Source organism: Streptomyces sp. NBC_01723, assembly GCF_036246005.1.
GTDB lineage: Bacteria > Actinomycetota > Actinomycetes > Streptomycetales > Streptomycetaceae > Streptomyces.
In genome coordinates, this window is the sequence record NZ_CP109171.1 from 7,841,550 (window position 1) to 7,865,662 (window position 24,113).

The 24,113-nt window shown below is 72.4% G+C and carries 18 protein-coding genes; 13 read left to right on the plus strand and 5 right to left on the minus strand.

Annotated elements, in window-relative coordinates:
- Nucleotides 1-426 precede the first annotated feature (426 nt).
- A complete protein-coding gene (gndA, locus tag OIE75_RS36375) occupies nt 427-1,866 on the minus strand; it encodes an NADP-dependent phosphogluconate dehydrogenase (RefSeq protein WP_234955514.1) in 1,440 nt (479 codons plus the stop codon).
- Between the two features lie 293 nt (nt 1,867-2,159).
- On the opposite strand from gndA, the gene OIE75_RS36380 reads away from it, so the two are divergent.
- A complete protein-coding gene (locus OIE75_RS36380) occupies nt 2,160-3,431 on the plus strand; it encodes a transglycosylase family protein (RefSeq protein ID WP_329473478.1) in 1,272 nt (423 codons plus the stop codon).
- Here OIE75_RS36380 and OIE75_RS36385 read toward each other — a convergent pair.
- Nucleotides 3,421-4,665, minus strand: coding sequence for a DMT family transporter (locus OIE75_RS36385; protein WP_329473479.1), 1,245 nt, complete (start codon nt 4,663-4,665; stop codon nt 3,421-3,423). The two genes, OIE75_RS36380 and OIE75_RS36385, sit on opposite strands and share 11 nt — an antisense overlap.
- A gap of 209 nt (nt 4,666-4,874) precedes the next feature.
- Between OIE75_RS36385 and OIE75_RS36390 the strand changes: the two genes are divergently transcribed.
- The 7 genes from OIE75_RS36390 (at nt 4,875) to OIE75_RS36420 (ending at nt 16,561) form a co-directional block, all read left to right on the plus strand.
- Nucleotides 4,875-5,831 (plus strand): (2Fe-2S)-binding protein, encoded by a 957-nt coding sequence (locus OIE75_RS36390; protein ID WP_329473480.1) that lies wholly within the window; start codon nt 4,875-4,877, stop codon nt 5,829-5,831.
- Nucleotides 5,832-5,886: 55 nt separating this feature from the next.
- Nucleotides 5,887-7,050 carry a glycogen synthase gene (gene glgA, locus OIE75_RS36395; protein WP_329473481.1) on the plus strand — a complete coding sequence of 388 codons (1,164 nt, stop codon included), beginning with the start codon at nt 5,887-5,889 and terminating at the stop codon, nt 7,048-7,050.
- Between the two features lie 51 nt (nt 7,051-7,101).
- Nucleotides 7,102-8,322, plus strand: a complete 1,221-nt coding sequence (glgC, locus tag OIE75_RS36400) for a glucose-1-phosphate adenylyltransferase (RefSeq protein WP_307016554.1) — start codon at nt 7,102-7,104, stop codon at nt 8,320-8,322.
- A gap of 151 nt (nt 8,323-8,473) precedes the next feature.
- Complete coding sequence (locus OIE75_RS36405) at nt 8,474-11,089, plus strand: PA14 domain-containing protein (RefSeq protein ID WP_329473482.1); 2,616 nt, start codon at nt 8,474-8,476, stop codon at nt 11,087-11,089.
- 48 nt (nt 11,090-11,137) lie between these two features.
- On the plus strand, nt 11,138-13,456 hold the full coding sequence (locus OIE75_RS36410; protein WP_329473483.1) for a GH92 family glycosyl hydrolase: 2,319 nt from the start codon (nt 11,138-11,140) through the stop codon (nt 13,454-13,456).
- A 166-nt stretch (nt 13,457-13,622) separates the two neighbouring features.
- Nucleotides 13,623-14,963 (plus strand): wax ester/triacylglycerol synthase family O-acyltransferase, encoded by a 1,341-nt coding sequence (locus OIE75_RS36415; RefSeq protein ID WP_307016557.1) that lies wholly within the window; start codon nt 13,623-13,625, stop codon nt 14,961-14,963.
- A 104-nt stretch (nt 14,964-15,067) separates the two neighbouring features.
- On the plus strand, nt 15,068-16,561 hold the full coding sequence (locus OIE75_RS36420) for an SDR family NAD(P)-dependent oxidoreductase (RefSeq protein WP_307016558.1): 1,494 nt from the start codon (nt 15,068-15,070) through the stop codon (nt 16,559-16,561).
- Nucleotides 16,562-16,610: 49 nt separating this feature from the next.
- Here the strand turns inward: OIE75_RS36420 and OIE75_RS36425 are convergent, their stop codons facing one another.
- Nucleotides 16,611-17,051 carry a hypothetical protein gene (locus OIE75_RS36425; RefSeq protein WP_122615379.1) on the minus strand — a complete coding sequence of 147 codons (441 nt, stop codon included), beginning with the start codon at nt 17,049-17,051 and terminating at the stop codon, nt 16,611-16,613.
- A gap of 472 nt (nt 17,052-17,523) precedes the next feature.
- Between OIE75_RS36425 and OIE75_RS36430 the strand changes: the two genes are divergently transcribed.
- Both OIE75_RS36430 and OIE75_RS36435 read left to right on the plus strand, forming a co-directional pair.
- Nucleotides 17,524-17,700, plus strand: coding sequence for a hypothetical protein (locus tag OIE75_RS36430; protein WP_122615378.1), 177 nt, complete (start codon nt 17,524-17,526; stop codon nt 17,698-17,700).
- 55 nt (nt 17,701-17,755) lie between these two features.
- Nucleotides 17,756-18,238 carry a GNAT family N-acetyltransferase gene (locus OIE75_RS36435; RefSeq protein WP_307016559.1) on the plus strand — a complete coding sequence of 161 codons (483 nt, stop codon included), beginning with the start codon at nt 17,756-17,758 and terminating at the stop codon, nt 18,236-18,238.
- Between the two features lie 17 nt (nt 18,239-18,255).
- Here the strand turns inward: OIE75_RS36435 and OIE75_RS36440 are convergent, their stop codons facing one another.
- Entirely contained in the window at nt 18,256-19,599 is a 1,344-nt protein-coding gene (locus tag OIE75_RS36440) for an amidase (RefSeq protein WP_329473484.1), read from the minus strand.
- 112 nt (nt 19,600-19,711) lie between these two features.
- On the minus strand, nt 19,712-20,758 hold the full coding sequence (locus tag OIE75_RS36445; RefSeq protein ID WP_125495636.1) for a LacI family DNA-binding transcriptional regulator: 1,047 nt from the start codon (nt 20,756-20,758) through the stop codon (nt 19,712-19,714).
- Nucleotides 20,759-21,000: 242 nt separating this feature from the next.
- Here OIE75_RS36445 and OIE75_RS36450 point away from each other — a divergent pair, with 242 nt between their 5' ends.
- The 3 genes from OIE75_RS36450 to OIE75_RS36460 are packed head-to-tail and all read left to right on the plus strand — an operon-like array spanning nt 21,001 to nt 24,113.
- Nucleotides 21,001-22,293, plus strand: coding sequence for an ABC transporter substrate-binding protein (locus OIE75_RS36450; RefSeq protein ID WP_307016561.1), 1,293 nt, complete (start codon nt 21,001-21,003; stop codon nt 22,291-22,293).
- A gap of 6 nt (nt 22,294-22,299) precedes the next feature.
- The gene (locus OIE75_RS36455) at nt 22,300-23,202 is read left to right on the plus strand and encodes a carbohydrate ABC transporter permease (RefSeq protein ID WP_307016562.1); all 903 of its coding nucleotides are present in this window, start codon (nt 22,300-22,302) and stop codon (nt 23,200-23,202) included.
- On the plus strand, nt 23,199-24,113 hold the full coding sequence (locus tag OIE75_RS36460; RefSeq protein WP_329473485.1) for a carbohydrate ABC transporter permease: 915 nt from the start codon (nt 23,199-23,201) through the stop codon (nt 24,111-24,113). The genes OIE75_RS36455 and OIE75_RS36460 overlap by 4 nt, the downstream gene beginning before the upstream one ends.

Here is a 24,113-nt window from a genome sequence, read left to right on the forward strand (position 1 = left end):
CCACTCCGGGGCCCTCACCAGGTCCGGACCCGGAGCCCCCACAGCCGCACCCCGACCCGGTGCCGCCACCGAGCCCGGGCCCGGAACCGACCCCGCCGCCTCCGCCCCCGGGGCCCGGCCCGGAACCCACGCCGCAGCCCCCGGGGCCCGGCCCGCAGCCGACACCGCAGCCGCCGGGGCCTCCCGAGCCCTCGCCGTCACCGATCCCGCCGGGACCGGAGCCGGTGCCCAGCCCGGAACCGGGACCGCCCCTCACCTGAGGGACGCCCGAGCCGACCGGGGCAACCAAGGCGAAGGGGCCGGTGGACGAGTCCCGCCGCGGTCTCACCGCGTCTCGTCGCGGTCTCACTCACCGCGATCTCACCGCGGTCTCACCGCGGCCGTCCACCGGCCCCTTCGGCCTGCCCCGCCCCGCCCCGCTGCGCGTTACGCCGTGACCTCCGACCGGTCCCCGCCCCACAGCGTGTGGAACGCGCCGTCCCGGTCCGTCCTCCGGTACGTGTGCGCGCCGAAGAAGTCCCGCTGCCCCTGCGTCAGCGCCGCGGGCAGCCGCTCGGCGCGCAGCGCGTCGTAGTAGGCGAGGGCGGCGGCGAACCCGGGCGTCGGCACGCCCTGCCGGGTCGCGGCGACCAGGACCTCGCGCCAGTCGTCCTGGGCGGCGGCGATCTCCTGCGCGAACGTCTCGTCCGACAGCAGGCTCGGCAGGTCGGGTCGGGCGTCGTACGCGGCGCGGATGCGGTCCAGGAAGGCCGCGCGGATGATGCAGCCGCCGCGCCAGATCGCGGAGACCGCGCCCAGGTCGATGTCCCAGCCGTACTCCTCACTGCCCGCCGCGATCTCGTGGAAGCCCTGCGTGTACGAGACGATCTTCGACGCGTACAGGGCCTGCTCGACGCGGTCGGCGAAGGCGGCCGCCTCCGACTCGCCGAGCGCCGACGCCTTCGGACCCTCCAGCCCCCGCGAGGCCTCCCGCAGCGCCGCGTGCCCGGACAGCGACCGGGCGAAGACGGCCTCCGCGATACCGGACACCGGCACGCCCAGGTCCAGCGCGATCTGCACCGTCCAGCGGCCCGTGCCCTTCTGCTCCGCCTGGTCGACCACCACGTCCACGAACGGCTTGCCGGTCTCCGCGTCCACGTGCGACAGCACCTCGGCGGTGATCTCGATCAGGTACGAGTCCAGCCGGCCGGTGTTCCAGGTGCGGAAGATGTCGGCGATCTGCGCGGGGGAGTACCCGGCGACGTCGCGCAGCAGCTGGTACGCCTCGCCGATCAGCTGCATGTCGGCGTACTCGATGCCGTTGTGCACCATCTTCACGAAGTGCCCGGCACCGTCGGGGCCCACGTGCGTCACGCAGGGCGCCTCGTCCGCCGCCTTCGCGGAGATCTTCTCCAGCATCGGGCCCAGCGACCCGTACGACTCCTTCGAGCCGCCCGGCATGATGCTCGGGCCGTGCAGCGCGCCCTCCTCGCCGCCGGAGATGCCCGTGCCGACGAAGTGGATGCCCTGCTCGCGCAGTTCGCGTTCCCGGCGCCTGGTGTCCGCGAAGTGGGCGTTGCCCCCGTCGATGATCATGTCGCCCGGCTCCAGGAGCGGGGCGAACTCCTGGATCACCGCGTCGGTCGGGTCACCGGCCTTGACCATGATCACCAGGCGTCGGGGCCGCTCCAGCGCCGCCACGAACTCCTTGGCGGTCTCGGTCGCGACGAAGTCGCCCTCGCCGCCGAACTCCTCCACCAGCGCGTGCGTGCGCGACGCCGTGCGGTTGTGCAACGCGACCGTGTAGCCGTTGCGGGCGAAGTTGCGGGCGAGGTTGCGGCCCATGACCGCGAGACCCGTGACGCCGATCTGCGCTGTACTGCTCATTGGGATGGCTCCTAGTGACCTTGGTGTCGGTGGTGCCGGTCGTGTCCGCCAGTATGGCCGGTTCCGCCCCGTGACCATCCTGACGTGCCCGTTCGCCGGTCGCACTTTCTGGCCCGGCGGACTCCAGTACGCGCGGAACGCGCCCCGCGTCTCAGCGGGCGGACGCCGCATCCGGCCAACGGGTATTCATTCCACGCCACTTGGCGGGACGAACCGGCCGATTGCCGTCTTGTCATGGCCTGTTCGGGGCGCTTACTTTTGCCCCTCCTGACGCAATGTCGAGGGGGACCTCCATGGCCGTACGCGGCCGGCACCGCCGGTATCAGCCGAACAGGATCAACCGCGCCTCACTGACCGTCACCGCGGGCGGCGCGGGTCTGGCCCTCCCGCTCGTCGGTACCGGCACGGTCCAGGCGGCCGACGTGGAGACCTGGGACAAGGTCGCCGCCTGCGAGTCCACCGACGACTGGGACATCAACACCGGCAACGGCTACTACGGCGGGTTGCAGTTCACCCAGTCCACCTGGGAGGCCTTCGGCGGCACCCGGTACGCCCCGCGTGCCGACCTGGCCACCAAGGACCAGCAGATCGCCATCGCCGAGAAGGTGCTCGACGGACAGGGACCCGGCGCCTGGCCGGTGTGCTCGCAGCGGGCCGGACTGACCCGTGGCGGCGACACGCCGGACATCCGGCCGGCCGGGGGAGCGGGGGACGAGAAGTCCGCCGGCACGCCCTCCGAGAAGTCCGCCAAGAAGCCCGCCGCCAAGGCGGACTCGGTGAAGGACATCCAGCCGCAGACCACGCCGCAGTCCCGGGCCGGCAAGGGCCGCATGTACACGGTGGTCACCGGCGACACCCTCTCCGGCATCGCCGACACCCACCGGGTCGGCGGCGGCTGGCAGGGGCTGTACGAGGCCAACCGCGACGCCATCGGAGCGGACCCCGACCTGATCCTGCCGGGTCAGCGCCTGTCGCTGCGCGGTGGGACGGCGGGCACCGCCCCCCGCACCGGCTCCGGGACCGCCACACCGCGGCCGAAGCAGGAGAAGCCGCGGAAGCAGCAGGAGCGGGAGCAGCGGAAGGATCCCGGGAAGTCCTCCTCCGACAGCGGCACCAGCAAGGCCAGGACCAAGACCAGCGAGGACAAGGCCACCACGCACCGCGCCGTCGTCGCTCCCGTCGACGGCGCCGTCGGCACGCCCTACCACCAGTCGGGTTCCTCCTGGTCGAAGGGCTACCACACCGGCGTCGACTTCCCCGTCCCCACCGGCACCTCGATCAGGTCGGTCGCGGCCGGGCGGGTCGTCAGCGCGGGCTGGGGCGGTTCCTACGGGTACCAGGTGGTCGTCCGGCACAGCGACGGCCGCTATTCGCAGTACGCCCACCTTTCGGCGATCTCCGTCCGGGACGGACAGTCGGTGGGCGCCGGGCAGCGCATCGGACGCTCCGGCTCCACCGGCAACGTCACGGGCCCGCATCTGCACTTCGAGGTGCGGACGGGGCCCGGCTTCGGTTCCGACGTCGACCCGCTGGCGTACCTGCGGGCCGGAGGAGTCAGGATCTGACCCGGACCCGGCGCCGGCTGAACACGGGCGGCGGGACGAACGGGCCGCCGTAGAAGGGGCCGTAGGAGAGCGTGGCGTCGTCGCTCTCCGCCCGGCTCCGCGCGGCGTACAGCTCCTTCGCGGGGTCCTTGGCGGGGGCGGCGGCCGGCACCGGCGGTGACACCGGGGAGGGCACCAGGACCTTCTCGGACAAACGGGCCACCGGAACGCCCGCCGCCTCCGCCGCGACGGATGCCGGGACCGGACCCGTCGGTACCACGGCTGCACCTGTCGGTACCGCGACCGGACCTGTCGGTACCGCGACCGGACCCGTCGGTACCGCGACCGGCTCCGCCCCGTCCGCGGCGGGAAGCGCCGCGGGCTGCTCGGCGGCCGGCGCCTCGCTCTCCCCGGCGGAGGCCGACTCCCGTGCGATCCGCTCCGTCGTCAGCAGGATCAGTCCGCCCGCCGCGACCACGCCGCAGCTCAGGGCGAGCGCGGTGCCGGTGGTGCCGTACCGGAAGGTCTCACCGAACATCGTGATGCCGACCACCGCGGCCACCACCGGGTTCACCACCGTCAGCGTGGCGAGCGGGGCGGCGAGGCCGGCGCCCCGGTAGGAGGCCTGCGACAGCACCATGCCCGCCGTGGCGAGCACGCCGATCACGGCCATGGACGGCAGGTCGGCGGCGGACACCCCGCCGCTCCAGTCGACCGCGACCGTCTTGGTGAAGACCGAGGACATGCCGAACGCGATGCCGGACGCGACCGCCAGCAGGATGCTGCGGACCGCCGGGTGCCGGTGCACGGCCCGGGCGGCGATCATCAGTGCGACGATCACCGCGCCGGTGACGACGGCGGCGCCGATCCGCTGAGCGGTGTCCAGCGACTGCGCGTCGGCCGCGCCGACCAGGGAGAGCAGACCGGCGAGGCCGACCGTGGCCATGAGCGCGCCGCGCCAGGCCGTCGCACCGGCCTTGCGGCCCACGAACAGCGCCGCCATGGGCAGCGCGAAGACGATGGTCAGCGCCCCGAGCGGCTGCACCAGGCTGAGCGGACCGAGGGCGAGCGCCACGACGTGCAGCAGGCCGCCGAGGCCGTTGAGCGCGACCGCCGCCCACCAGCCGGGCCGGCGCACAGGGGCGTACTGAGCCGCCGAGGAGGACGCCGCGACCTGCTCCTGCACGATCGCTCCGCCCGCGTACGCCACGGCGGAGACGAGCGACAGCAGCACGGACAACGCGAGGGCGCTCATCGGCTGATCCTCTGCGTGAGGCGGGGGCACTGGGCCCGGCGCGGCGAACGGTCGTCTTCCATGGACAACACGATGCCGCCTCAGGGTCTTCCCGTCGTCGTCCCTGAGACTTCATTGGGTCCTACTACCGATGGAGTACGACGACCCCCTCGTCCTCCCCAGGGTGGGCGACTTTCGTCAGGTACCCCTGGTCGCGACCCCTACGGGGCTTGATAGTACTGCTCTCCGTGGACCTCGACCCCGCCCTCGCCGCACTCCGCCCGCTCGGCGGCTTCTTCGTCCTGCACGCGTCCCGGCCGTTGCCGCCCCGACCCCTTCCCGCCCTCGCGCACGCCTATGCACCGGATTACGGGGACACCAGCCCGGACGTTCATGTTCCGGTTCCGCCCGGCGGCCCGCCGGGCGACCTCCTGGCCGACCCCCTCGCCCACCGCGTCCGGAGGGTGGCGGACGCCCTCCGCGCCCCCGAGGCCCGGGTCGCCGCCTCCGTCGCCCAGCAGGGGCTCGCGGCCCGCCTGTGGTCGGTGGCGCTGGCCTGCGCCGCCCTCACGGGCCGGGTCCCCGACCTCGCCCCGGACCTGCTGCGCTGGGACCCCGACGCCACCGCCCCCGACGACCTCTGGCTCGCCGAGGTGCGGTCCGCGCGGCCGGCGGACACCACCGCCCTCGCGGACGTCGTGCTCACCGCCCACCTGGCGCCCCTGACGGCCGCCGTGCACGACAGGTACGGCGTCGCCACCGGGCTGCTGTGGGGCAACGCGGCCTCCGCGCTGGCAGGCGCCGGCCGGGAACTGGACCGCTGGGCCCGCCGCCACGGCCGTACGGACGCGGCCGGGCGGGCCGGGGCCCTGACCGCCGGACTGCTCGTCCACCCCTTGCTCGCCGGGACCGGCACCCTCACCGGCACGGCCTTCCGGCGCCGCAGCTGCTGCCTGTACTACCGGGTGCCCGGAGCCGGCGTGTGCGGCGACTGCTGCTTCCCGCAGCCGCCGGGATCGCAGCCGCCGGGATCGCAGCCGCCGGGAGCGCGGCAGCCGGGAGCGCGGCAGCCGGGAGCGCCGCTGCCGGGAGCGCGGCAGCCGGGAGCGCGGCAGCCGGGATCGCAGCCGCCGGGATCGCCGCTGCCGGGATCTTCCCGGTCTCCGCAGGCCCCGCGCTCTTCCTAAGGCGCCGCGTCTGGGTGACCATGAAGGGACCAGCCGCGAAGACGGGAGGTTCCGGGTGCGTGTGGGACTGCTGACCCGGGAGTACCCGCCGGACGTGTACGGGGGCGCGGGTGTCCACGTCGAGTTCCTCGCCCGGGAACTCGCCCGCCTCGTCGACCTCGACGTGCACTGCTGGGGTGAGGGCCGCACCGACGGCGTGCTGCGCCACCGCCCCTGGTCCGCGCTCGACGGCGCCAACGACGCGCTGCGCACCTTCTCCGTCGACCTGGCCATGACCGCCGCCCTCGAAGGCCGCGAACTGGTCCACTCCCACACCTGGTACGCCAACCTGGGCGGCCACCTCGCCAAGCTCCTGTACGGCATCCCGCACGTGGTCACCGCCCACTCGCTGGAGCCCCTGCGCCCCTGGAAGGCCGAGCAACTCGGCGGCGGTTACGAGCTGTCCGGCTGGGCCGAGCGCACCGCCGTCGAGTCCGCCGACGCCGTCGTCGCCGTGTCCGGAGCGATGCGCGAGGACATCCTCGGCTGCTACCCCGCGCTGGACGCCGCCCGCGTGCACGTCGTGCACAACGGCATCGACACCACCCTCTACCGGCCCGACCCCGGCACCGACGCCCTGGACCGGATCGGCCTGGACCGCTCCCGCCCGTACGTCCTGTTCGTCGGCCGCATCACCCGCCAGAAGGGGGTCCCGCACCTGCTGCGCGCGGTGCGGGACATCGACCCGGCCGCCCAGGTCGTGCTGTGCGCCGGCGCCCCCGACACTCCCGAGATCGACCAGGAGTTCCGCGACCTCTACGCCGGGCTGAGCCGCGCCCGCGAGGGCGTGCACTGGATCCCGCGCATGCTGCCGCGCCCGGAGGTGATCCAACTCCTCACGCACGCCGCCGTGTTCGTCTGCCCCTCCGTGTACGAACCGCTGGGCATCGTCAACCTGGAGGCCATGGCCTGCGGCACGCCGGTCGTGGCCTCCCGGGTCGGCGGCATCCCCGAGGTCGTGGCGGACGGTGAAACGGGTGTGCTCGTCCCCAGGACCGAGGGAGGGGACGACGCGTTCGAGGCGGGCCTCGCGCGGGCGCTGGACTCCGTCCTCGGCGACCCGGCGACCGCCCGGCGGATGGGTGAGGCGGGCCGCGAGCGGGCGGTGGAGGAGTTCGGCTGGGACGCGGTCGCCCGCCGCACGGTCCGGCTCTACGAGGAGATCCTCAAGCAGGCTTAGGCGTCCCGCCCGGGGGCAGCCGAGGGTGAACGAGGGTGAGGGGAGCGGCCCATGCGTCGTGGAGGTCCTTCGGTGCTCGGCATCGTGCTGGCGGGCGGAGAGGGCAAGCGACTGATGCCCCTGACCGCGGACCGCGCCAAACCCGCGGTCACCTTCGGCGGCACCTACCGGCTGGTCGATTTCGTACTGTCCAACCTGGTCAACGGCGACATCCTGCGGATCTGCGTCCTCACGCAGTACAAGTCGCACTCCCTGGACCGGCACATCACCACCACGTGGCGGATGTCCAGCCTGCTCGGCAACTACGTCACCCCGGTCCCCGCGCAACAGCGTCTCGGCCCGCGCTGGTACCTGGGCAGTGCCGACGCGATCCTCCAGTCCCTGAACCTCGTGCACGACGAACAGCCCGAGTACGTCGCGGTGTTCGGCGCCGACCACGTGTACCGGATGGACCCGCGGCAGATGGTCGCCCAGCACATCGAGTCCGGCGCCGGCGTGACCGTCGCCGGGATCCGTGTCCCACGCGGCGAGTCGTCGTCCTTCGGCGTGATCACTCCCGGCTCCGACGGCCAGACCGTCACCGAATTCCTGGAGAAGCCCGAGAACCCGCCCGGACTCGCCGACGACCCCGAGTGCGTCTTCGCCTCGATGGGCAACTACGTCTTCACCACCAAGGCCCTCGTCGAGGCCCTGCACCGGGACGCCGGGGACGAGAACTCGGTGCACGACATGGGCGGTTCGATCCTGCCCGAGCTCACCGACCGGGGCGAGGCCGCCCTCTACGACTTCAGCGCCAACCACGTGCCGGGGGAGACCACCCGGGACCAGGGGTACTGGCGGGACGTGGGCACCCTCGACGCCTACTACGACGCCCACATGGACCTGATCGCCGAACGGCCCGCGTTCAACCTCTACAACCGGGACTGGCCCCTCTACACCCACTCCGCGCAGCTCTCGCCCGCCCGCTTCAACGCCGGCGGCATCGCCAGCGAGTCGATCATCAGCGCGGGCTGCCTGATCCGCGGACAGGTCACCCGCTCCGTGCTCTCGCCGGGCGTGGTGGTCGACCCGGGTGCGGTGGTCCAGGGCTCGGTGCTGCACGACAACGTGCACATCGGCCGGGGCGCGGTGGTGCGCGGGGCGGTGCTGGACAAGAACGTCGACGTGCCCCCGGGAGCGACGATCGGCGTCAACCCGGACCGGGACGGCGAGTTGTACACGGTCTCCAGGGGCGGCGTGATCGCGCTCGGCAAGGCGCAGCGGGTGCCCTGACGGCCGGACGGTTGGCGGGCCCCTGGGGCTGTTGTCATGTCCCTGGACGCGAAGCGGAATCCGTGTTGTCATGCCTCTGCTGCTGTTACATCGTTGTATGACATCGATGTCATGAGCCATCGGCCACCACCCGTTCCCAAGGAGAGGGTCCGTGCGCACCAAACGACTCAGAGACAAACTCGCGCTGCTCCTCGTCGCCGCGCTCGGCGCGGCGGGTCTCGCCGCCGTACCGGCCGCGCACGCGGCGGACGCGGCCGCCGACGAGATCCAGGGTCTGAAGGGCGAGTACTACACCCAGTCCGCCCCCGGCGCCTTCGACTTCCACGAGCTCAAGGCCACCGGCTTCGACCCGCAGGTCGACTTCGGCACCCTGGAGCCGCGACTCGCCTTCGCCACCGGGCAGTCGGACGACGTCAGCGTCCGCTGGACCGGCAAGCTCGTCCCGGAGACGACCGGCGCCCACACCTTCTCGATCACGGGCGACAACGGCTTCCGCCTCTGGGTGGGAGGCCGGCTCGCCGTCGACCACTGGGTCGACGACTGGGACCGCGAACAGACCTCCGCGCCCGTCGAGCTGACGGCGGGGCAGTCCTACGACATCAAGCTGGAGTACTTCGAGCACTTCGGCGGCTCCAACCTGCACCTGCGCTGGACCGAGCCCGGCGGCGCCAAGGAGGCGATCCCGCAGTCGGCCTTCCGCCTGCCCGACGGCTTCGACTACAACGGCGCCACGGCGACCACCGTCCAGTCCACCGGCCGCACCCTCAGGCTGGACTTCGCGAGCCCCCTCGCCGCCGCCCCCGGCGGTCTGACCGACCACCTCGAAGCGGTGATCGGCGGCGCCAAGTGGCCCCTCGGCGAGGCGAAGGTCGACCCGGCCGACCCCAGTGCCCTGCTCGTCGCCCTCGGTGAACCCGTCGTCGGCAACAAGAACGGCGACGCGCCCGGCACCGCCGACGTCCGCTACGACGGCGAAGGCGGCCTCACCGACGCCGTTGGCAACGTTGTCAACGCCTTCTGGAGCAGCGGCGGCAACCACTCCACCTACGAGCTGCGTACCGACTGGGCCGACGAGGTGGGACCGGACAACGCCCTCCCGGAGTACCCGCGACCGCAGTTGACCCGGGACGAGTGGCAGAACCTCAACGGACGCTGGCAGTTCGCCGCCGCCGAGGCCGGTGAGACTCCGCCGGTCGGCAAGGACCTGAAGGAGCGCGTCCTCGTCCCGTACCCGGTGGAGTCCCAGCTCTCCGGTATCCAGCGGCACGAGGACCGCATGTGGTACCGCCGCACCTTCACCGTGCCCCGCGACTGGCACATCGGCTCCGGACAGCGCCTCAAGCTCAACTTCGGTGCCGTCGACTGGCAGTCCGAGGTGTACGTCAACGGCACGAAGGTCGCCGACCACAAGGGCGGTTACGACAAGTTCAGCGCCGACGTCACCGACGCGCTGAAGCCGGGCCGCGCCCAGGAGCTGATCGTCGGCGTCTACGACCCGACCGACGCGGCGGACGGCGAGAACCCCCCGGTCGGCAAGCAGCGCCTGGACCCGAGCGGCATCTGGTACACGCCCAGCTCCGGCATCTGGCAGACGGTCTGGATGGAACCGGTCGCCCGCGACCACGCCGAATCCCTCAAGCTGACCCCGCACGTGGACGGGGCGGCGGGCACCCTGACCGTCGAGCCGAAGGGCGTGCGCGACGGCGTTCCGGTCAGGGCGACGGCGTACGCCGGGCACCGCAAGGTCGCCACGGTGAGCGGCCGCACCGGTGAGCCGCTGACCCTGCGGATCCGCGACCCGCGCCTGTGGTCGCCCGACGACCCATTCCTGTACGACCTGAAGGTCACCGTCGGACACGACCGCGTCGAGAGCTACTTCGGGATGCGCTCCATCGCCGTCGAGAAGGTGGACGGCGTACCCCGCACCGTGCTCAACGGCGAACCGGTCTTCATGATGGCCACCCTGGACCAGGGCTTCTGGCCGGACGGCCTGCACACCGCTCCCACCGACGAGGCCCTCGCCCACGACCTCGAGCTGCACAAGCGACTCGGCTTCAACTCGGTGCGCAAGCACATCAAGGTCGAACCCGACCGCTGGTTCTACTGGGCCGACCGGCTGGGCCTGCTGGTGTGGCAGGACATGCCCGCGATGACCGCGGGGAAGAACCCGTCGGCCGCCGCCCGCGCCGAGTACGAACGCGAGATGAAGGAGATGATCGACGAACACGTCAGCCACCCGTCGGTCATCATGTGGGTCACCTTCAACGAGGGCTGGGGCCAGTACGACATCAAACGCGTCGCCGAACAGGCCAAGGCCTGGGACCCGACCCGCCTCGTCAACAACCAGTCGGGCCTGAACCTGGGGGCCGACGGCGGCGCCGGCGACATCATGGACGAGCACGGCTACCCGAGCCCCGCCCTGCCGCCGTCCCCGGACGGCGAACGCGCCCTGGTCTCCGGCGAGTACGGCGGCCTGGGCCTCGCGGTACCGGGTCACGCCTGGTCCGTGCAGCAGTCGTACGTCGACGTCGACCCGCAGACCTACACGGACGACTACCTCACCAAGCTCGACGAGGTCCGCGCCCTGGCCTGCCGGGGCGGCAACGGCGCCGTCTACACCCAGATCTCGGACGTCGAGGGCGAGCTGAACGGCCTGACGACGTACGACCGCAAGGTCCTCAAGCCGGACGTCGAGCGGGTGAAGGCCGCCCACGAGGCACTGATCCGCGACGCGTCGCAGCCCGCCCCGGCGGGCTGCACCGGCTGAGCACCCGCACCACGAACCGCACGGCAGAACCTCCGGAGGGCACCGCACATGAGAGTCACCCGGCGTCTGCGGCTCTGCGTGGCCGGGGTGGTGGCAGCGTCCGCGCTGCTCACCGCCCCGGCGGCGCAGGCCGCCCCGACGGCCGACCAGCACCTGACCGACCTGGTGAACCCGTTCATCGGGACGGAGAACGAGGGCAACACCTATCCCGGCGCCGCCGTGCCCTTCGGCATGGTGCAGTTCTCGCCGGACACCGGCCACAACACCGGCTACGACCACTCCGACACCCACATCCGCGGCTTCTCCCTGGTCCACCTCTCCGGCGTCGGCTGCGGCCTCGGCGGTGACCTGCCGGTGCTGCCGACCACCGGCGACGTCACCGAGACGGACTACGCGAAGTACGCCGCCTCCTTCAGCCACGAGGACGAGGAGGCGAGTCCCGGCTACTACCGCGTCGGCCTCGACTCCGGCGTCGAAGCGGAGCTGACCGCCACCGAACGCACCGGAGTGCAGCGCTACACCTTCCCGGCCACCGGCAAGGCCAACGTCCTGCTCAACGCGGGCCAGTCGCTGCACAAGAACATCTCCACCAAGGTCGAGGTGCTCGACAGCCGCACCGTACGGACCGCGATCACCGGCAGCGGCTTCTGCCAGGACACCGAGCCCTACACCGTCTACACGATCACCCGCTTCGACCGGCCCTTCGCCTCCCACGGCACCTGGGACGACGGCACCGTGACCGCGGGCTCGAAGACCGGCGGCGAGGGGGCCTACGTCCGCTTCGACACCACGAAGGACCGCGCCGTCGAGGCCACCACCGCCCTGTCCTACGTGGACGCGCGGGGCGCCGCGCTCAACCTCCGCGCCGAGGGCGGACGCTCCTTCGACGCCGTGCGCCACGGCGCGCAGCGCACCTGGGAGAAGCGGCTCGACGACGTCCGGGTCCGGGGCGGGGACGACACCCTGCGCCGCACCTTCTACTCGTCCCTGTACCGGTCCTTCCTGGCGCCCAACGTCGGCAGCGACGTCGACGGCCGCTACACCGGCTGGGACCAGGAGGTCCACCGCGCCAAGGGCTTCACGTACTACCAGAACTGGTCCCTGTGGGACACCTACCGCACCCAGTCCCAGCTCCTCGCCCTCCTCGCGCCCCGGGAGGCACGGGACATGGCGATCTCCGTCATCAAGATCGACGAGGAGAGCGGCTGGCTGCCCAAGTGGGGCTATGGCACGGTCGAGACCAACATCATGACCGGCGACCCGGTGACGCCCTTCCTCACCAACGCCTACCAGCAGGGCCTGCTGCACGGCTGGGAGGAGCGGGCCTACCGCGCGCTGAGGAAGAACGCCGACGGGGTGCCGCCCGCGGACTCGCCGGCCGTCGGCCGGGAGGCCAACCGCGAGTACCTCGCCGACGGCTTCGCGCCGTACGTCAAGGGCCGCCCGCACGCCAAGCCGGGCGACTCCGACTACGACCACGGCGCCTCCGCGACCCTGGAGTACGCCCTGTCCGACGCCATGCTCGCCCGGATGGCCGGCGACCTCGGCCACCACGCGGACGCGAAGCGGTACGCCGAGCGGGCCCAGAGCTACCGCGACGTCTTCGACCCCTCGACCGGGTTCTTCCGCGCCCGCGACGCCGAGGGCGCCTTCACCGGGCCGGCCGACCCGGCGCAGAGCGAGGGCTTCCACGAGGGCACGTCCTGGCAGTACCAGTGGCTGGTGCCGCAGGACCTGCCCGGCATGATCGACCTCATCGGCGGGACCGAGGCCGCCAACGACCGGCTCGACTCCTTCTTCGCCTACGACCAGCTGCTCGCGGACCCGGCGAAGACCGCCCGCGAGGTGTGGGTGAACGGGCCGTACGACTACTACAACGCCGACAAGTACAACCCCCAGAACGAGCCCGACCTGATCGCCCCGTACACCTATCTGTCGACCGGGCAGCCCTGGAAGACCACCGACGTGGTGCACGCGGCGCTCACCCTGTTCACGGACACGCCGACCGGCATGACCGGCAACGACGACCTGGGCACCATGTCCGCCTGGAACGTGCTGTCCTCGATCGGGATCTTCCCGATCCAGCCCGGTTACGACACCTGGGGCCTGTCCACCCCGGTCTTCGACCGCGTCGACCTCACCCTCGACCGCCGCTACTACCCGCGCGGCGCCCTGACCGTCACGGCGCCCGGCACCTCGGACACGGATCGGTACGTCCAGTCGGCCCGCACCGACGGCGCGGCCTACGACCGGACGTACCTCACGACCGACGCCCTGCGCTCCGTCCGGTCGCTCGCTTTCACGGTCGGCCCGCACCCGTCCGGGTGGGGAACCTCGGCACAGGCGGTGCCACCGCCGCTGACGTGAGCACAGACGCCCCATGAGTCCCAGCAGTCCCGCCCCTGCCAAAAGGGGCGGGACTTTAATCTCTTGTTAACTGTGCGTAGCTTGATCGTACTTGACCGTAATCGTCGGAGGACGATTGACTGCTTGTCCACCCGTTGTCGACGCGTCGTCCCTGCGAGGCAGACCCTTGACTCCCGATCCGCTCGCTCCCCTCGACCTGGCGTTCTGGAACATCGAGTCCCCCGAGCACCCCATGCACCTCGGCGCGCTCGGCGTCTTCGAGGCCCAGTCGCCCACCGCCGGCGCCCTCGCGGCCGACCTGCTCGCCGCCCGCGCGCCCGCGGTGCCCGGACTGCGGATGCGGATCCGGGACACCTGGCAGCCGCCGCTGGCGCTGCGCCGCCCGTTCGCGTTCGGCGGCGCCACCCGCGAACCCGACCCGCGTTTCGACCCGCTCGACCACGTACGGCTGCACGCCCCGACCACGGACTTCCACGCCCGGGCCGGCCGCCTGATGGAACGGCCCCTGGAACGCGGCCGGCCCCCGTGGGAGGCGCACGTCCTGCCGGGCGCGGACGGCGGCTCCTTCGCCGTGCTGTTCAAGTTCCACCACGCCCTCGCCGACGGCCTGCGCGCCCTCACCCTCGCCGCGGGCGTTCTCGATCCGATGGACCTCCCCGCCCCCCGGCCCCGCCCCGAGCAGCCCCCGCGCGGGCTCCTGCCGGACGTGCGGACCCTGCCGGACCGGCTGCGCGGCGTCCTGTCCGACGCGGGCCGCGCGCTGGACATCGGGGCCGCCGCGGCCCTGTCCACCCTCGACGTGCGCTCCTCGGCCGCGCTCACCGCCGACTCCTCCGGCACCCGGCGGATCGCGGGCGTGGCGGTCGACCTCGACGACGTGCACCACGTGCGCAAGACCACCGGCGGCACCGTCAACGACGTACTGATCGCGGTCGTGGCCGGCGCCCTGCGCCGCTGGCTGGACGAGCGCGGCGACGGCAGCGAGGGCGTCGCGCCCCGCGCCCTGATCCCCGTCTCCAAGCGCCGCCCGCGCACCGCCCACCCGCAGGGCAACCGGCTCTCCGGGTACCTGATACGGCTTCCGGTCGCCGACCCCGACCCGCTGTCGCGCCTCGGCACGGTCCGGGCCGCCATGGACCGCAACAAGGACGCCGGACCGGGCCGGGGCGCCGGAGCCGTCGCACTGCTCGCCGACCACGTCCCGGCGCTCGGCCACCGGCTCGGCGGCCCGCTGGTCTCGGGCGCCGCCCGGCTCTGGTTCGACATCCTCGTCACCAGCGTGCCCCTGCCCAGCCTCGGGCTGCGGCTCGGCGGCCACCCGCTCACCGAGGTCTACCCGCTGGCGCCGCTGGCCCGTGGCCACTCCCTGGCGGTGGCCGTCTCGACGTACCGCGGACAGGTCCACTACGGCCTGGTCGCGGACGCGAAGGCGCTGCCCGACCTCGACCGGTTCGCGCTCGCCCTCGCCGAGGAGGTGGAGACGTTGCTCACGGCGTGCGGTCCCTGACCCCGGCGGGTTTGGTTCCGGGCCCGGCGCTGAATAAAATCCGCTGTTCGACAGCGGTCGCGTCATGGAGCGCCGCGACGGTGACCCAGGGAACGGCAGCGGCGATGACGGTGACACAGGACGGTGCGGCGAGCACGGACGAGGCGGTGTACGGCCCCGGGATCGACCCGGAGCGGCTGGCCGTCTGCCTGAGCGTGCTGGAGGAACTCGACGGGCTCGACGTCGACCACCCGGACGCGATCCGGGTGCGCCGGGCCACCTCGCACATCTACCGCATGGTCAAGCAGCGCCGCCGCCAGGACCGCCGGGCCGCCAAGACCGCCCACGACAAGGCGGTCACCGAGGCCACCGCCACGGGCTCCGCCGAGCGCATCGACGACGAGACGGAGGGCCTGCTGCCCTCCTCCCGCACCGAGCAGGGGCGGATCGCCGGGATACTGCAGCGCCCCCGCTCCTGCTACATCTGCAAGCAGCGCTACGTCGAGGTCGACTACTTCTACCACCAGCTCTGCCAGACGTGCGCCGCCGAGAACCGCGAGCGCCGCGAGGCCCGCGCCGACCTCACCGGCAAGCGCGCGCTGCTCACCGGCGGCCGCGCCAAGATCGGCATGTACATCGCGCTGCGGCTGCTGCGCGACGGCGCGCACACCACGATCACCACCCGTTTCCCCAAGGACGCCATCCGCCGCTTCAAGGCCATGGACGACTCCGCGGACTGGCTGCACCGCCTCGAGGTCGTCGGCATCGACCTGCGCGACCCCGCGCAGGCCGTGGCCCTCGCCGAGCGGGTCACCGAGCCGGGACCGCTCGACATCCTGATCAACAACGCCACGCAGACCGTGCGGCGCCTGCCCTCCGCGTACGCCGCGCTCGTCGAGGGCGAGGATGCCCCGCTGCCCGCCGGTGAGCTGCCCGCCCACCACGTCATCGGCGCCTTCAACTCCGGTGCGGTGGACGGGCTGACCGCGCTGCCCGTCGGCACCTCCGGGCTCGACGCGCAGAAGGTGGCCGACCTCGCCCTGGTCGCCGGCCACGCCAGCGTGGTCCGGCACCGCGAGGGCACCGCCATCGACGCGGGCGGTCTCGTCCCGGACGTCGTCGACTCCAACACCTGGGTGCAGACCATCGAGCAGATCTCCCCGGTGGAGCTGCTGGAGACCCAGCTGTGCAACTACACCTCGCCGTTCATCCTCATCAGCGCCCTCCGGCCCTCGATGGCCGAGGCCGCGCGCAGGGCGCCCAACGGCCGCGCCTACGTCGTCAACGTCTCCGCGATGGAGGGGGTGTTCGCCCGCGGCTACAAGGGCGCCGGGCACCCCAACACCAACGCCGCCAAGGCCGCGATGAACATGGTGACGCGGACCAGCGCCCAGGAGATGTTCGACACCGACCGGATCCTGATGACCTCCGTGGACACCGGCTGGATCACCGACGAGCGTCCGCACTACGACAAGCTCCGCCTGGCCGAGGCCGGCTTCCACGCCCCGCTCGACCTGGTCGACGGCGCGGCCCGGGTCTACGACCCCGTCGTGCGCGGCGAGGCGGGCGAGGACCTGTACGGCGTCTTCCTCAAGGACTACGCGCCCGGCAAGTGGTGACCAAGGGGCCGGTCAGGTCCCAGGGGGGTCGTTGGTCGAAACGACACCCCTAGTCCACGGCGCCCAGACGCGAGTTGCGGGCCGCCGTCAGCTCCAGCACGGTGCGCCAGTCCTCCAGGACCCCGGCGTCGAAGACGGCGGTGCGCGCCTCCTCGGCCGCCTGGTGCAGGCCGGCCAGGTCGTCGTCGTGCGCCCACGCCTCCGGGTGGGCGGCCCGGCGCAGCAGCCGGGAGACGCGCGCGCCCAGCAGCGGCCGTACCGCGTCGGCGGTCCGGACGGCCGGGGCGCCGGGCCACAGCAGCCGGCCCACGGGCGCCACCAGACCGGCGACCTGGAGCTCCTTGTCGGCGGGCCGGCGCCGCCGCAGCAGCGCCGCGGTCCGCAGCGCGTGCCCGTGCAGGTCCACGGTCTCACCGCCGTACTCCCCGGACCGCTCGCCCCGGCAGGCGTACAGCAGGTCCATCAGCTCCTCGACGCTGCGCAGTTCCATGTCCCGGTCCTCCCGCGAGACAGCCGTTGCCGACGGGCAGCAGACCATGGCGAGCTTGCGCCGCAGCCAACGGCGACTGAACGGCGCGACCGTGGCCGCCGACATTCGAAGGAGCGGTCGGCGGTTGGGCCGAACGGGTGAGCACCGCACCGTGCGGATGGGGAGGAATCCCGGCAGACTGGTGCCAACTGCGCGCGCGACGAAGGGCAATGGTTCTCCCATGTTTTGAGCCCCATAGAGCGCACCCCCGCTCATTTGGTTAGTCTGGGTCGGACGGACCGCAGCACAGGGCACTACCCACACCCGAGGTCCGTCCGGGGGCAGCCGGTGACACAGCGGTCTGCTCTCCTGCGAGGTACCGGCGCCACCGCGTCTGTAGTGCATCTCGACCCACACCCGAGCGGGGGCCTGGTGCCGGGCGGAAGACTGGCCGACAGGCCCCGAGGGTGATCCGACACATAAGGAGTGCGCGGTGACACCGGAGACGACGACGAGCCCAGAGCAGCGACCCAAGGAACGCACCGAGCGTGCGCGCCGCCGGCCCGGCGAGATCGGCAGCCTCGACGTGTGGGCGCGGTCCGCCCCGATCCGCCTCGCGGGCTACGAGGACGATCTGGCCGAGCCCCACATCCTGCCCAGCGTGGACTGAGCCCGCGCCGCCCCCTGGCAGCCGCCGGACGCATGGGCGTGCGAGACTCACGCCCATGCTGATCAGGGAAGCCGCCCCCGGCGACTGGCCGCGCATCTGGCCCTTCTGGCACCGCATCGTCGCCGCCGGCGAGACCTACGCCTGGGACCGGGACACGTCCGAGGAGGACGCCCGGTCCCTGTGGATGAACCCCGCCAAACGCGTCTACGTCGCCGAGAACGACAGCGGCGCCGTCGTCGCCTCCGCCTACCTCACTCCCAACTACGGGGGCCCCGCCGCCCGCGTCGCCAACGCCGGCTTCATGGTCGACCCGGACCGGGCCGGCCGCGGTACCGGCCGGGCCCTGGCCGAACACGTCCTGGCCGCCGCCCGCGCCGAGGGGTACCGGGGCATGGTCTTCAACGCCGTCGTCGAGACCAACCCCGCCGTGCGGCTGTGGACCTCGCTGGGCTTCACGATCCTGGGCACCGTGCCGGACGCCTTCGACCACCCGCGCCACGGCCTGGTCGGCCTGCACATCATGCACCGCGCCCTGTAGCCCGGTGGACCGCCCCGTCACTCCACCGGGGCCGTCCGCCGCCAGGGCCGCAGCGCCTCGATCCGCTCCGCCAGCTCCAGCAGCGCCGCCTCCGACCCGGGACGCCCGGCCAACTGGACGGCGCAGGGGGCGCCCGACGGCAGGGAGCCGACCGGCACCGTCATCGCGGGCCAGCCGGTGAGGTTCCACGGCGGAGTGAAGGGCGAGTACGCCGAGTTGGCGGCGATGTTGCGCAGCCAGCCCCGCTCGTGCCAAGGGCCCGCCTTGGGGGAGCGGCGGGCCAGCGCGGGCGTGAGCAGGACGTCGTACTCCGCGAAGAAGGGCTCCAGGCGCCCGCGCAGCGCGTCACGGGCCGCGCCGGTGGTGACCCTGCGGACGAAGGGCCGCCCGAGAGCCGCGTGCACCCGGGTGCGCCGGGCCAGCCGCCGCCGGTCGAGGTTGCGGGCGTCCACCGACGTACCCGCCGTCCAGTGGGTGAGCGCGGTCACGCTGAGCGACGCCGGATAGGACGGGTCCGCCCGCCGCACCAGGTGCCCCGCCCGCATCAGCACCCCGGCAGCCTCCCGGACGGCGTCCGCGTAGGGGCGGGAGACGGTGACACCCGCCAGGGGGCTGCGCAGGGAGGCGGCGACGCGCAGGGCGCCGGAGTCCGCCCGGCGGGGCGCGGAGGTGTCCGCGAGGACGGCGAACATGAGGCGGGCGTCCTCGACGGTGGTGGCCAGCGGCCCGTTCTCGGACATGCCGAACCAGTCGCCCTCGCCGATGCCGGCCGGCACCACGCCGTGGCCCGGCTTGAGGGTGACCAGACCGCAGTTGGCCGCCGGTATCCGCAGCGAACCCATGCCGTCGTTGCCCAGCGCGAGCGGCACCATCCCGGCGGCGACCGCGGCGGCGCTCCCTCCCGAGGAACCGCCCGCTGAGCGGGCCGGGTCCCACGGGTTGCGGACCGTGCCGTGCACGCCTTCGCTGGTGCCGAACACGCACAGCTCGGGCACGTTGGTCAGGCCCACCACCACCGCGCCGGCCGCCCGCAGCCGCGCGACGGTGACGTGGTCGGCCCCGGCCGGCGTGTCCGGGGTCGCCGCCGAGCCGACCCGGGTGGACTCGCCGCGCACCGCGAGATTGTCCTTGACCGCCACCGGTACGCCGGCCAGCGGCAGTTCGCCGAGATCTCCCCGGGCCCCGGTCTCCTCGGCCTCGGCGAGCGCCGCCTCGGCGCGCACCGTGCGGAAGGCGCCGACGCGGCCGTCGAGCCGCTCGATCACGGCCAGGTGCTCCGCCACCACCTCGCGGGGGGTGGTCCGCTTCTCGCGGACGGCGGCGGCGATCTCTGCGGCGGTGCGGCCTGCCCAGTCGGTCACGAGGGCTCCTCGGGGTGCGGTGGAACGGGATTACCGGCGAGTACGCAGACAGCACTCTGCCCCTCCGTCCACCTCCGCGTCGAGGCCCCGGCGCAACCCCGGGCCGCCCGGCTCAGGACGACCGGGCCGGGCCCGTGCTGTCCCGCTCGATCAGCCGCGGCACCGGCACCCGCACCGTGCGGGCCGGGCCGCCGTCCAGCAGGGCGGTCAGCTCGGTCGCCGCCGTCCGGCCGAACTCCACGCTGTCCCGGGAGAGGGCGGACAGCCACGGCTTGACCATGCGGCACAGCGCCGAGTCCTCCCAGGCCACCACGGACACGTCGGCCGGCACCGAGAACCCCAGCTCGGCCGCGGCGGCGACCCCGGCGACGGCCATCACGTCGTTGTCGTAGATCAGCGCGGTCGGCGCGGCGGGGGCCTCCAGGACCCGGCGGGTCACGGCGGCGCCCTCCGCGTCGGAGTAGTCGGTGGTCACCGACTCGACCTCGGTCAGGCCCCGCCGCCCGGCCTCGGCCCGCAGGGCACGGATCCGTCGCTCGGTGTGGGCGAGGCCGGGCAGACCGGCGATGTGCGCGATCCGCCGGTGGCCGAGCGCGTACAGCCCGTCCACCAGCGCGGCCATCGCGCCCGCGTCGTCCGCCCACACCGTCGACAGTCCCGGATGGCGTTCGTCCGGCGCGCCGCCGATCACCACGGCGGGCAGCCCGAGTCCGTCGAGCAGGTCGGGGCGCGGATCGTCGGTGCGCGGGTCGACCACCAGGACGCCGTCCACCCGGTGTTCGGCCCACCAGCGCCGGTAGACCGCGCACTCGTCCTCGACGTCCCGCGCCACCTGGAACAGCAGGCCCAGATGACGCCGCGCCAGCACCTCCTGGATGCCGGAGACCAGTTGCAGGAAGAAGGAGTCCACGCCCAGGGTGTGCGCGGGCCGGGCCAGTACGAAGCCGACGGTCGCCGCGCCCTCCCCGGACAGCGCCCGTGCGGCCGTGCTGGGCCGCCAGCCGAGTTGTTCGGCGACCCGGCGGACCCGGTCCCGGGTGATCTCGGAGACCCCCGGCCGGTCGTTCAGCGCGAACGAGACCGCGCTCTCGGATACCCCGGCCCGCCGAGCGATGTCCTTCATCGTCGGCCGGCGCGCGGCGGGCCGCTTGGCCGGCATGCGCGCTCCCTTCTTCGGAACGTGAACGAAAGCGCCTTCTGGTCAGGGCAAGCTAAAGCGCTTGAGTGAAAAGATCCTAAAGCGCATTAGTCGAATCTGCCAAGTGGTTCTGTGCACCGCTCTGACCTGGACTAATGTCGCCTCAATCGCATTAGTTCCCGTGAATCCATTGACTTTCCCCGAACGCGCCGTGCATGGTCGCTGCCATCCAGCCGCCGACGTCCTTCAGGAGACGTGTCACCGTGCCCACCTCGCGCAGAACATTCGCCGTCGCCGCCGTCGCCGCCCTCGTCCTCCCGCTCAGTGCCTGCGGTTCCGGAGGTGACGGCGGGGGCTCGACCGACGCCTCGGGCAAGGTCGAGGGCGACATCACCTTCCAGACCTGGAACCTGCGGGCCAACTTCAAGCCCTACTTCGAGGACCTGATCGCCGACTTCGAGAAGAAGTACCCGGGCACCGAGGTCAAGTGGGTCGACCAGCCCGGCGAGGGCTACGCCGACAAGATCAGCGCCGACGCCGCCGGCGGCACCCTGCCCGACGTCGTCAACGTCTCCCCGGACCTCGTCGCCCCGCTCGCCAAGGCGGGCCTCGCCCTCGACCTGGACAAGGCCGCCGGCCAGTACGAGAAGGAGTACCTGGAGGGCGCCTGGGCCAGCCACCGGATACCGGGCATGGAGGGCACGTACGCCTTCCCCTGGTACCTCAACACCGGCCCGCTCTTCTACAACAAGTCCCTCTTCGAGAAGGCCGGACTCGACCCCGAGCAGCCGCCGAAGACGTACGACGAGGTCTTCGACGCCGCACTGAGGATCGCGGACAAGACCGGCGGCGACGTCGCCACGCTCGCCAACGTCCCCACCATCGAGGACTTCGGCCGCTACGGCGTACCGCTGATGAACAAGGAGGGCACCGCCTTCACGTTCAACGACGCCAAGGGCGTCCAGCTCCTCACCCGGTACAAGGAGCTGTACGAGGCCAAGGCGCTCGACTCACAGGCGCTGACCGCCACCCCCGAGTCCTCGGGCAAGAAGTTCCTCACCGGGGCCGTGGCGATGAACCCGGGCAGCGCGCTCGACCTCGCCAACTTCAAGAAGCAGGCGCCGAACCTGTACAAGAACATCGGCATCACCGACCAGATCACCAGCACCGGCCACGTCAACATGTACGTGATGGGCCTGATGGTGAACGCGCAGAGCCAGCGCAAGCCCGCCGCGGTGGCCTTCGCGCACTTCGTCACCGACGCCGCGCACCAGATGTCGTTCGCCAAGCAGGTCGCCATCTTCCCGAGCACCGCCGGTTCCCTGGACGACCCGTACTTCACCAAGGAGGACGGCACCGACGAGACCCGTGTCCGCGTCGCCGCCGCCAAGTCGCTGAAGGACGCGGTCAACTACACGCCGGTGCTGTTCAGCGAGCAGATGAAGACCGAGCTGCGCAACGAGGTCGCCAAGGCGCTCCAGGGCAAGCAGAGCCCCGAGGAGGCCCTGGACAACGCTGTCAAGGCGTGCGACCGGCTCCTCCAGCAGCAGGGCTGAGACGTCATGGCGAGTCCCACCGTCACCGGCACCCGACGTGTACGGCGCCAACTGCCTTCCAGCCCCTGGCTGTTCGCCGCCCCCGGGCTGCTGATCACCGGCGCGTTCATCCTCTACCCGTTCGTCTCGACGCTCGTCAACTCCTTCACCGACCGCCGGACCCTGGTCCCGGGCGAGTTCGTGGGTCTCGCCAACTTCCGCGAGCTGCTGCACGACGACATGTTCTGGACCGGCCTGCGCAACAGCACCCTGTACGTCCTCGGGGTCGTCCCCGCGCTCGTCCTGCTGCCGCTGCTGCTCGCCCTGCTCGTGCAGAAGAACATCCCCGGCATCACCTTCTTCCGCTCCGCCTTCTACACCCCGGTGGTCGCCTCGATCGTCGTCGTCGGGCTGATCTGGGTCTGGCTCCTCGACGAGCGCGGTCTGGTCAACTCCCTGCTGGAGACGGTCGGCGCCAGTCCGATCGGCTTTCTGAGCGACCAGTGGCTGATCCTGCTCAGCGCCATGGCCGTCACGGTCTGGAAGGGCCTCGGCTACTACATGATCATTTACCTGGCGGCGCTCGCCAACGTCCCGCGCGAACTGCACGAGGCCGCCGCCGTGGACGGCGCGGGTGCGGTGCGCCGCTTCCTCACCGTCACCGTGCCCGCCGTCCGCTCCACCATGGTGCTGGTCGCCGCGCTGTCCTCGGTCGCCGCCTTCAAGGTGTTCTCCGAGGTGTACCTGATGGCGGGCCCGAGCGGCGGCCCGGCCGGCGAGGACACCACCCTCGTCATGCTGGTCCAGCGCACCGGCACCGGCCTGACCGGCCGGGTCGGCTACGCCTCCGCCATCTCCGTCGTCGTCTTCGTCGTCACCGTCGCCCTGATGCTGCTCGTCCTGCGCGCCGACCGGAAGGAGGAGTCGTGAGCGTCCTGGAGAGGACCCGGCCCGCGGAGAAGCCCCGGGCCACCGCGCGGGAACGCGAGCCCCGGATCACCGACGAGCACGGCCGCCGCGTACGGGTCTGGGAACTCGTCCTGCGCTACCTGCTCCTGCTCGGCGTCCTCGCCCTGACCATCGGCCCGTTCCTGTGGCAGCTGTCGACCTCGCTGAAGGGCCCGACGGAGGACATCTTCAGCTCGCCGCCGAAGTTCCTGCCCTCCGACCCCACCCTGCACAACTACGAGCGGGTCGCCGAGACCATCCCCGTCTGGGACTACGCGCTGAACTCGCTGAAGGTCGCCGCCGCCAACGTGGTCACGAACTGCGTCGGCGCCGCCCTCGCCGGATACGCCCTGGCCCGGCTGCGCTACCGCGGTCGGCGCGTCGCCACCCTGGTGTTCATCCTGGCGATGCTCGTGCCGGTGGAGGGCATCATCATCGCCCAGTTCACCACCATGCGGGAGCTGGGACTCAACAACACCCTGGTCGGCGTCCTGCTGCCCGGCTGCGTCAGCGCCCTGAACGTCCTGCTCATGCGCAACGCCTTCCTCAACCTCCCCTACGAGATCGAGGAGGCCGCCTACGTCGACGGCGCCAACGTCTGGCAGCGGTTCTGCCGGATCGCGCTGCCGTCGGTCAAGGGCACCCTCGCGGTCGTCGCGATCTTCGCCTTCATGGGCGCCTGGGACGACTTCCTGTGGCCGCTGATCGTGCTGAGCGACCCGTCCAAGTTCACCCTGACCATCGGCCTCAACTACCTGCACGGCACCTTCGCCAACGACGAACGCCTCGTCGCCGCCGGCACGATCATCGCCGTGGCGCCGCTGATCGCCCTCTTCGCCTGCCTCCAGCGGTACTTCTTCCGCGGCGTCGGCGAGGGCGCGGTCAAGGGCTGA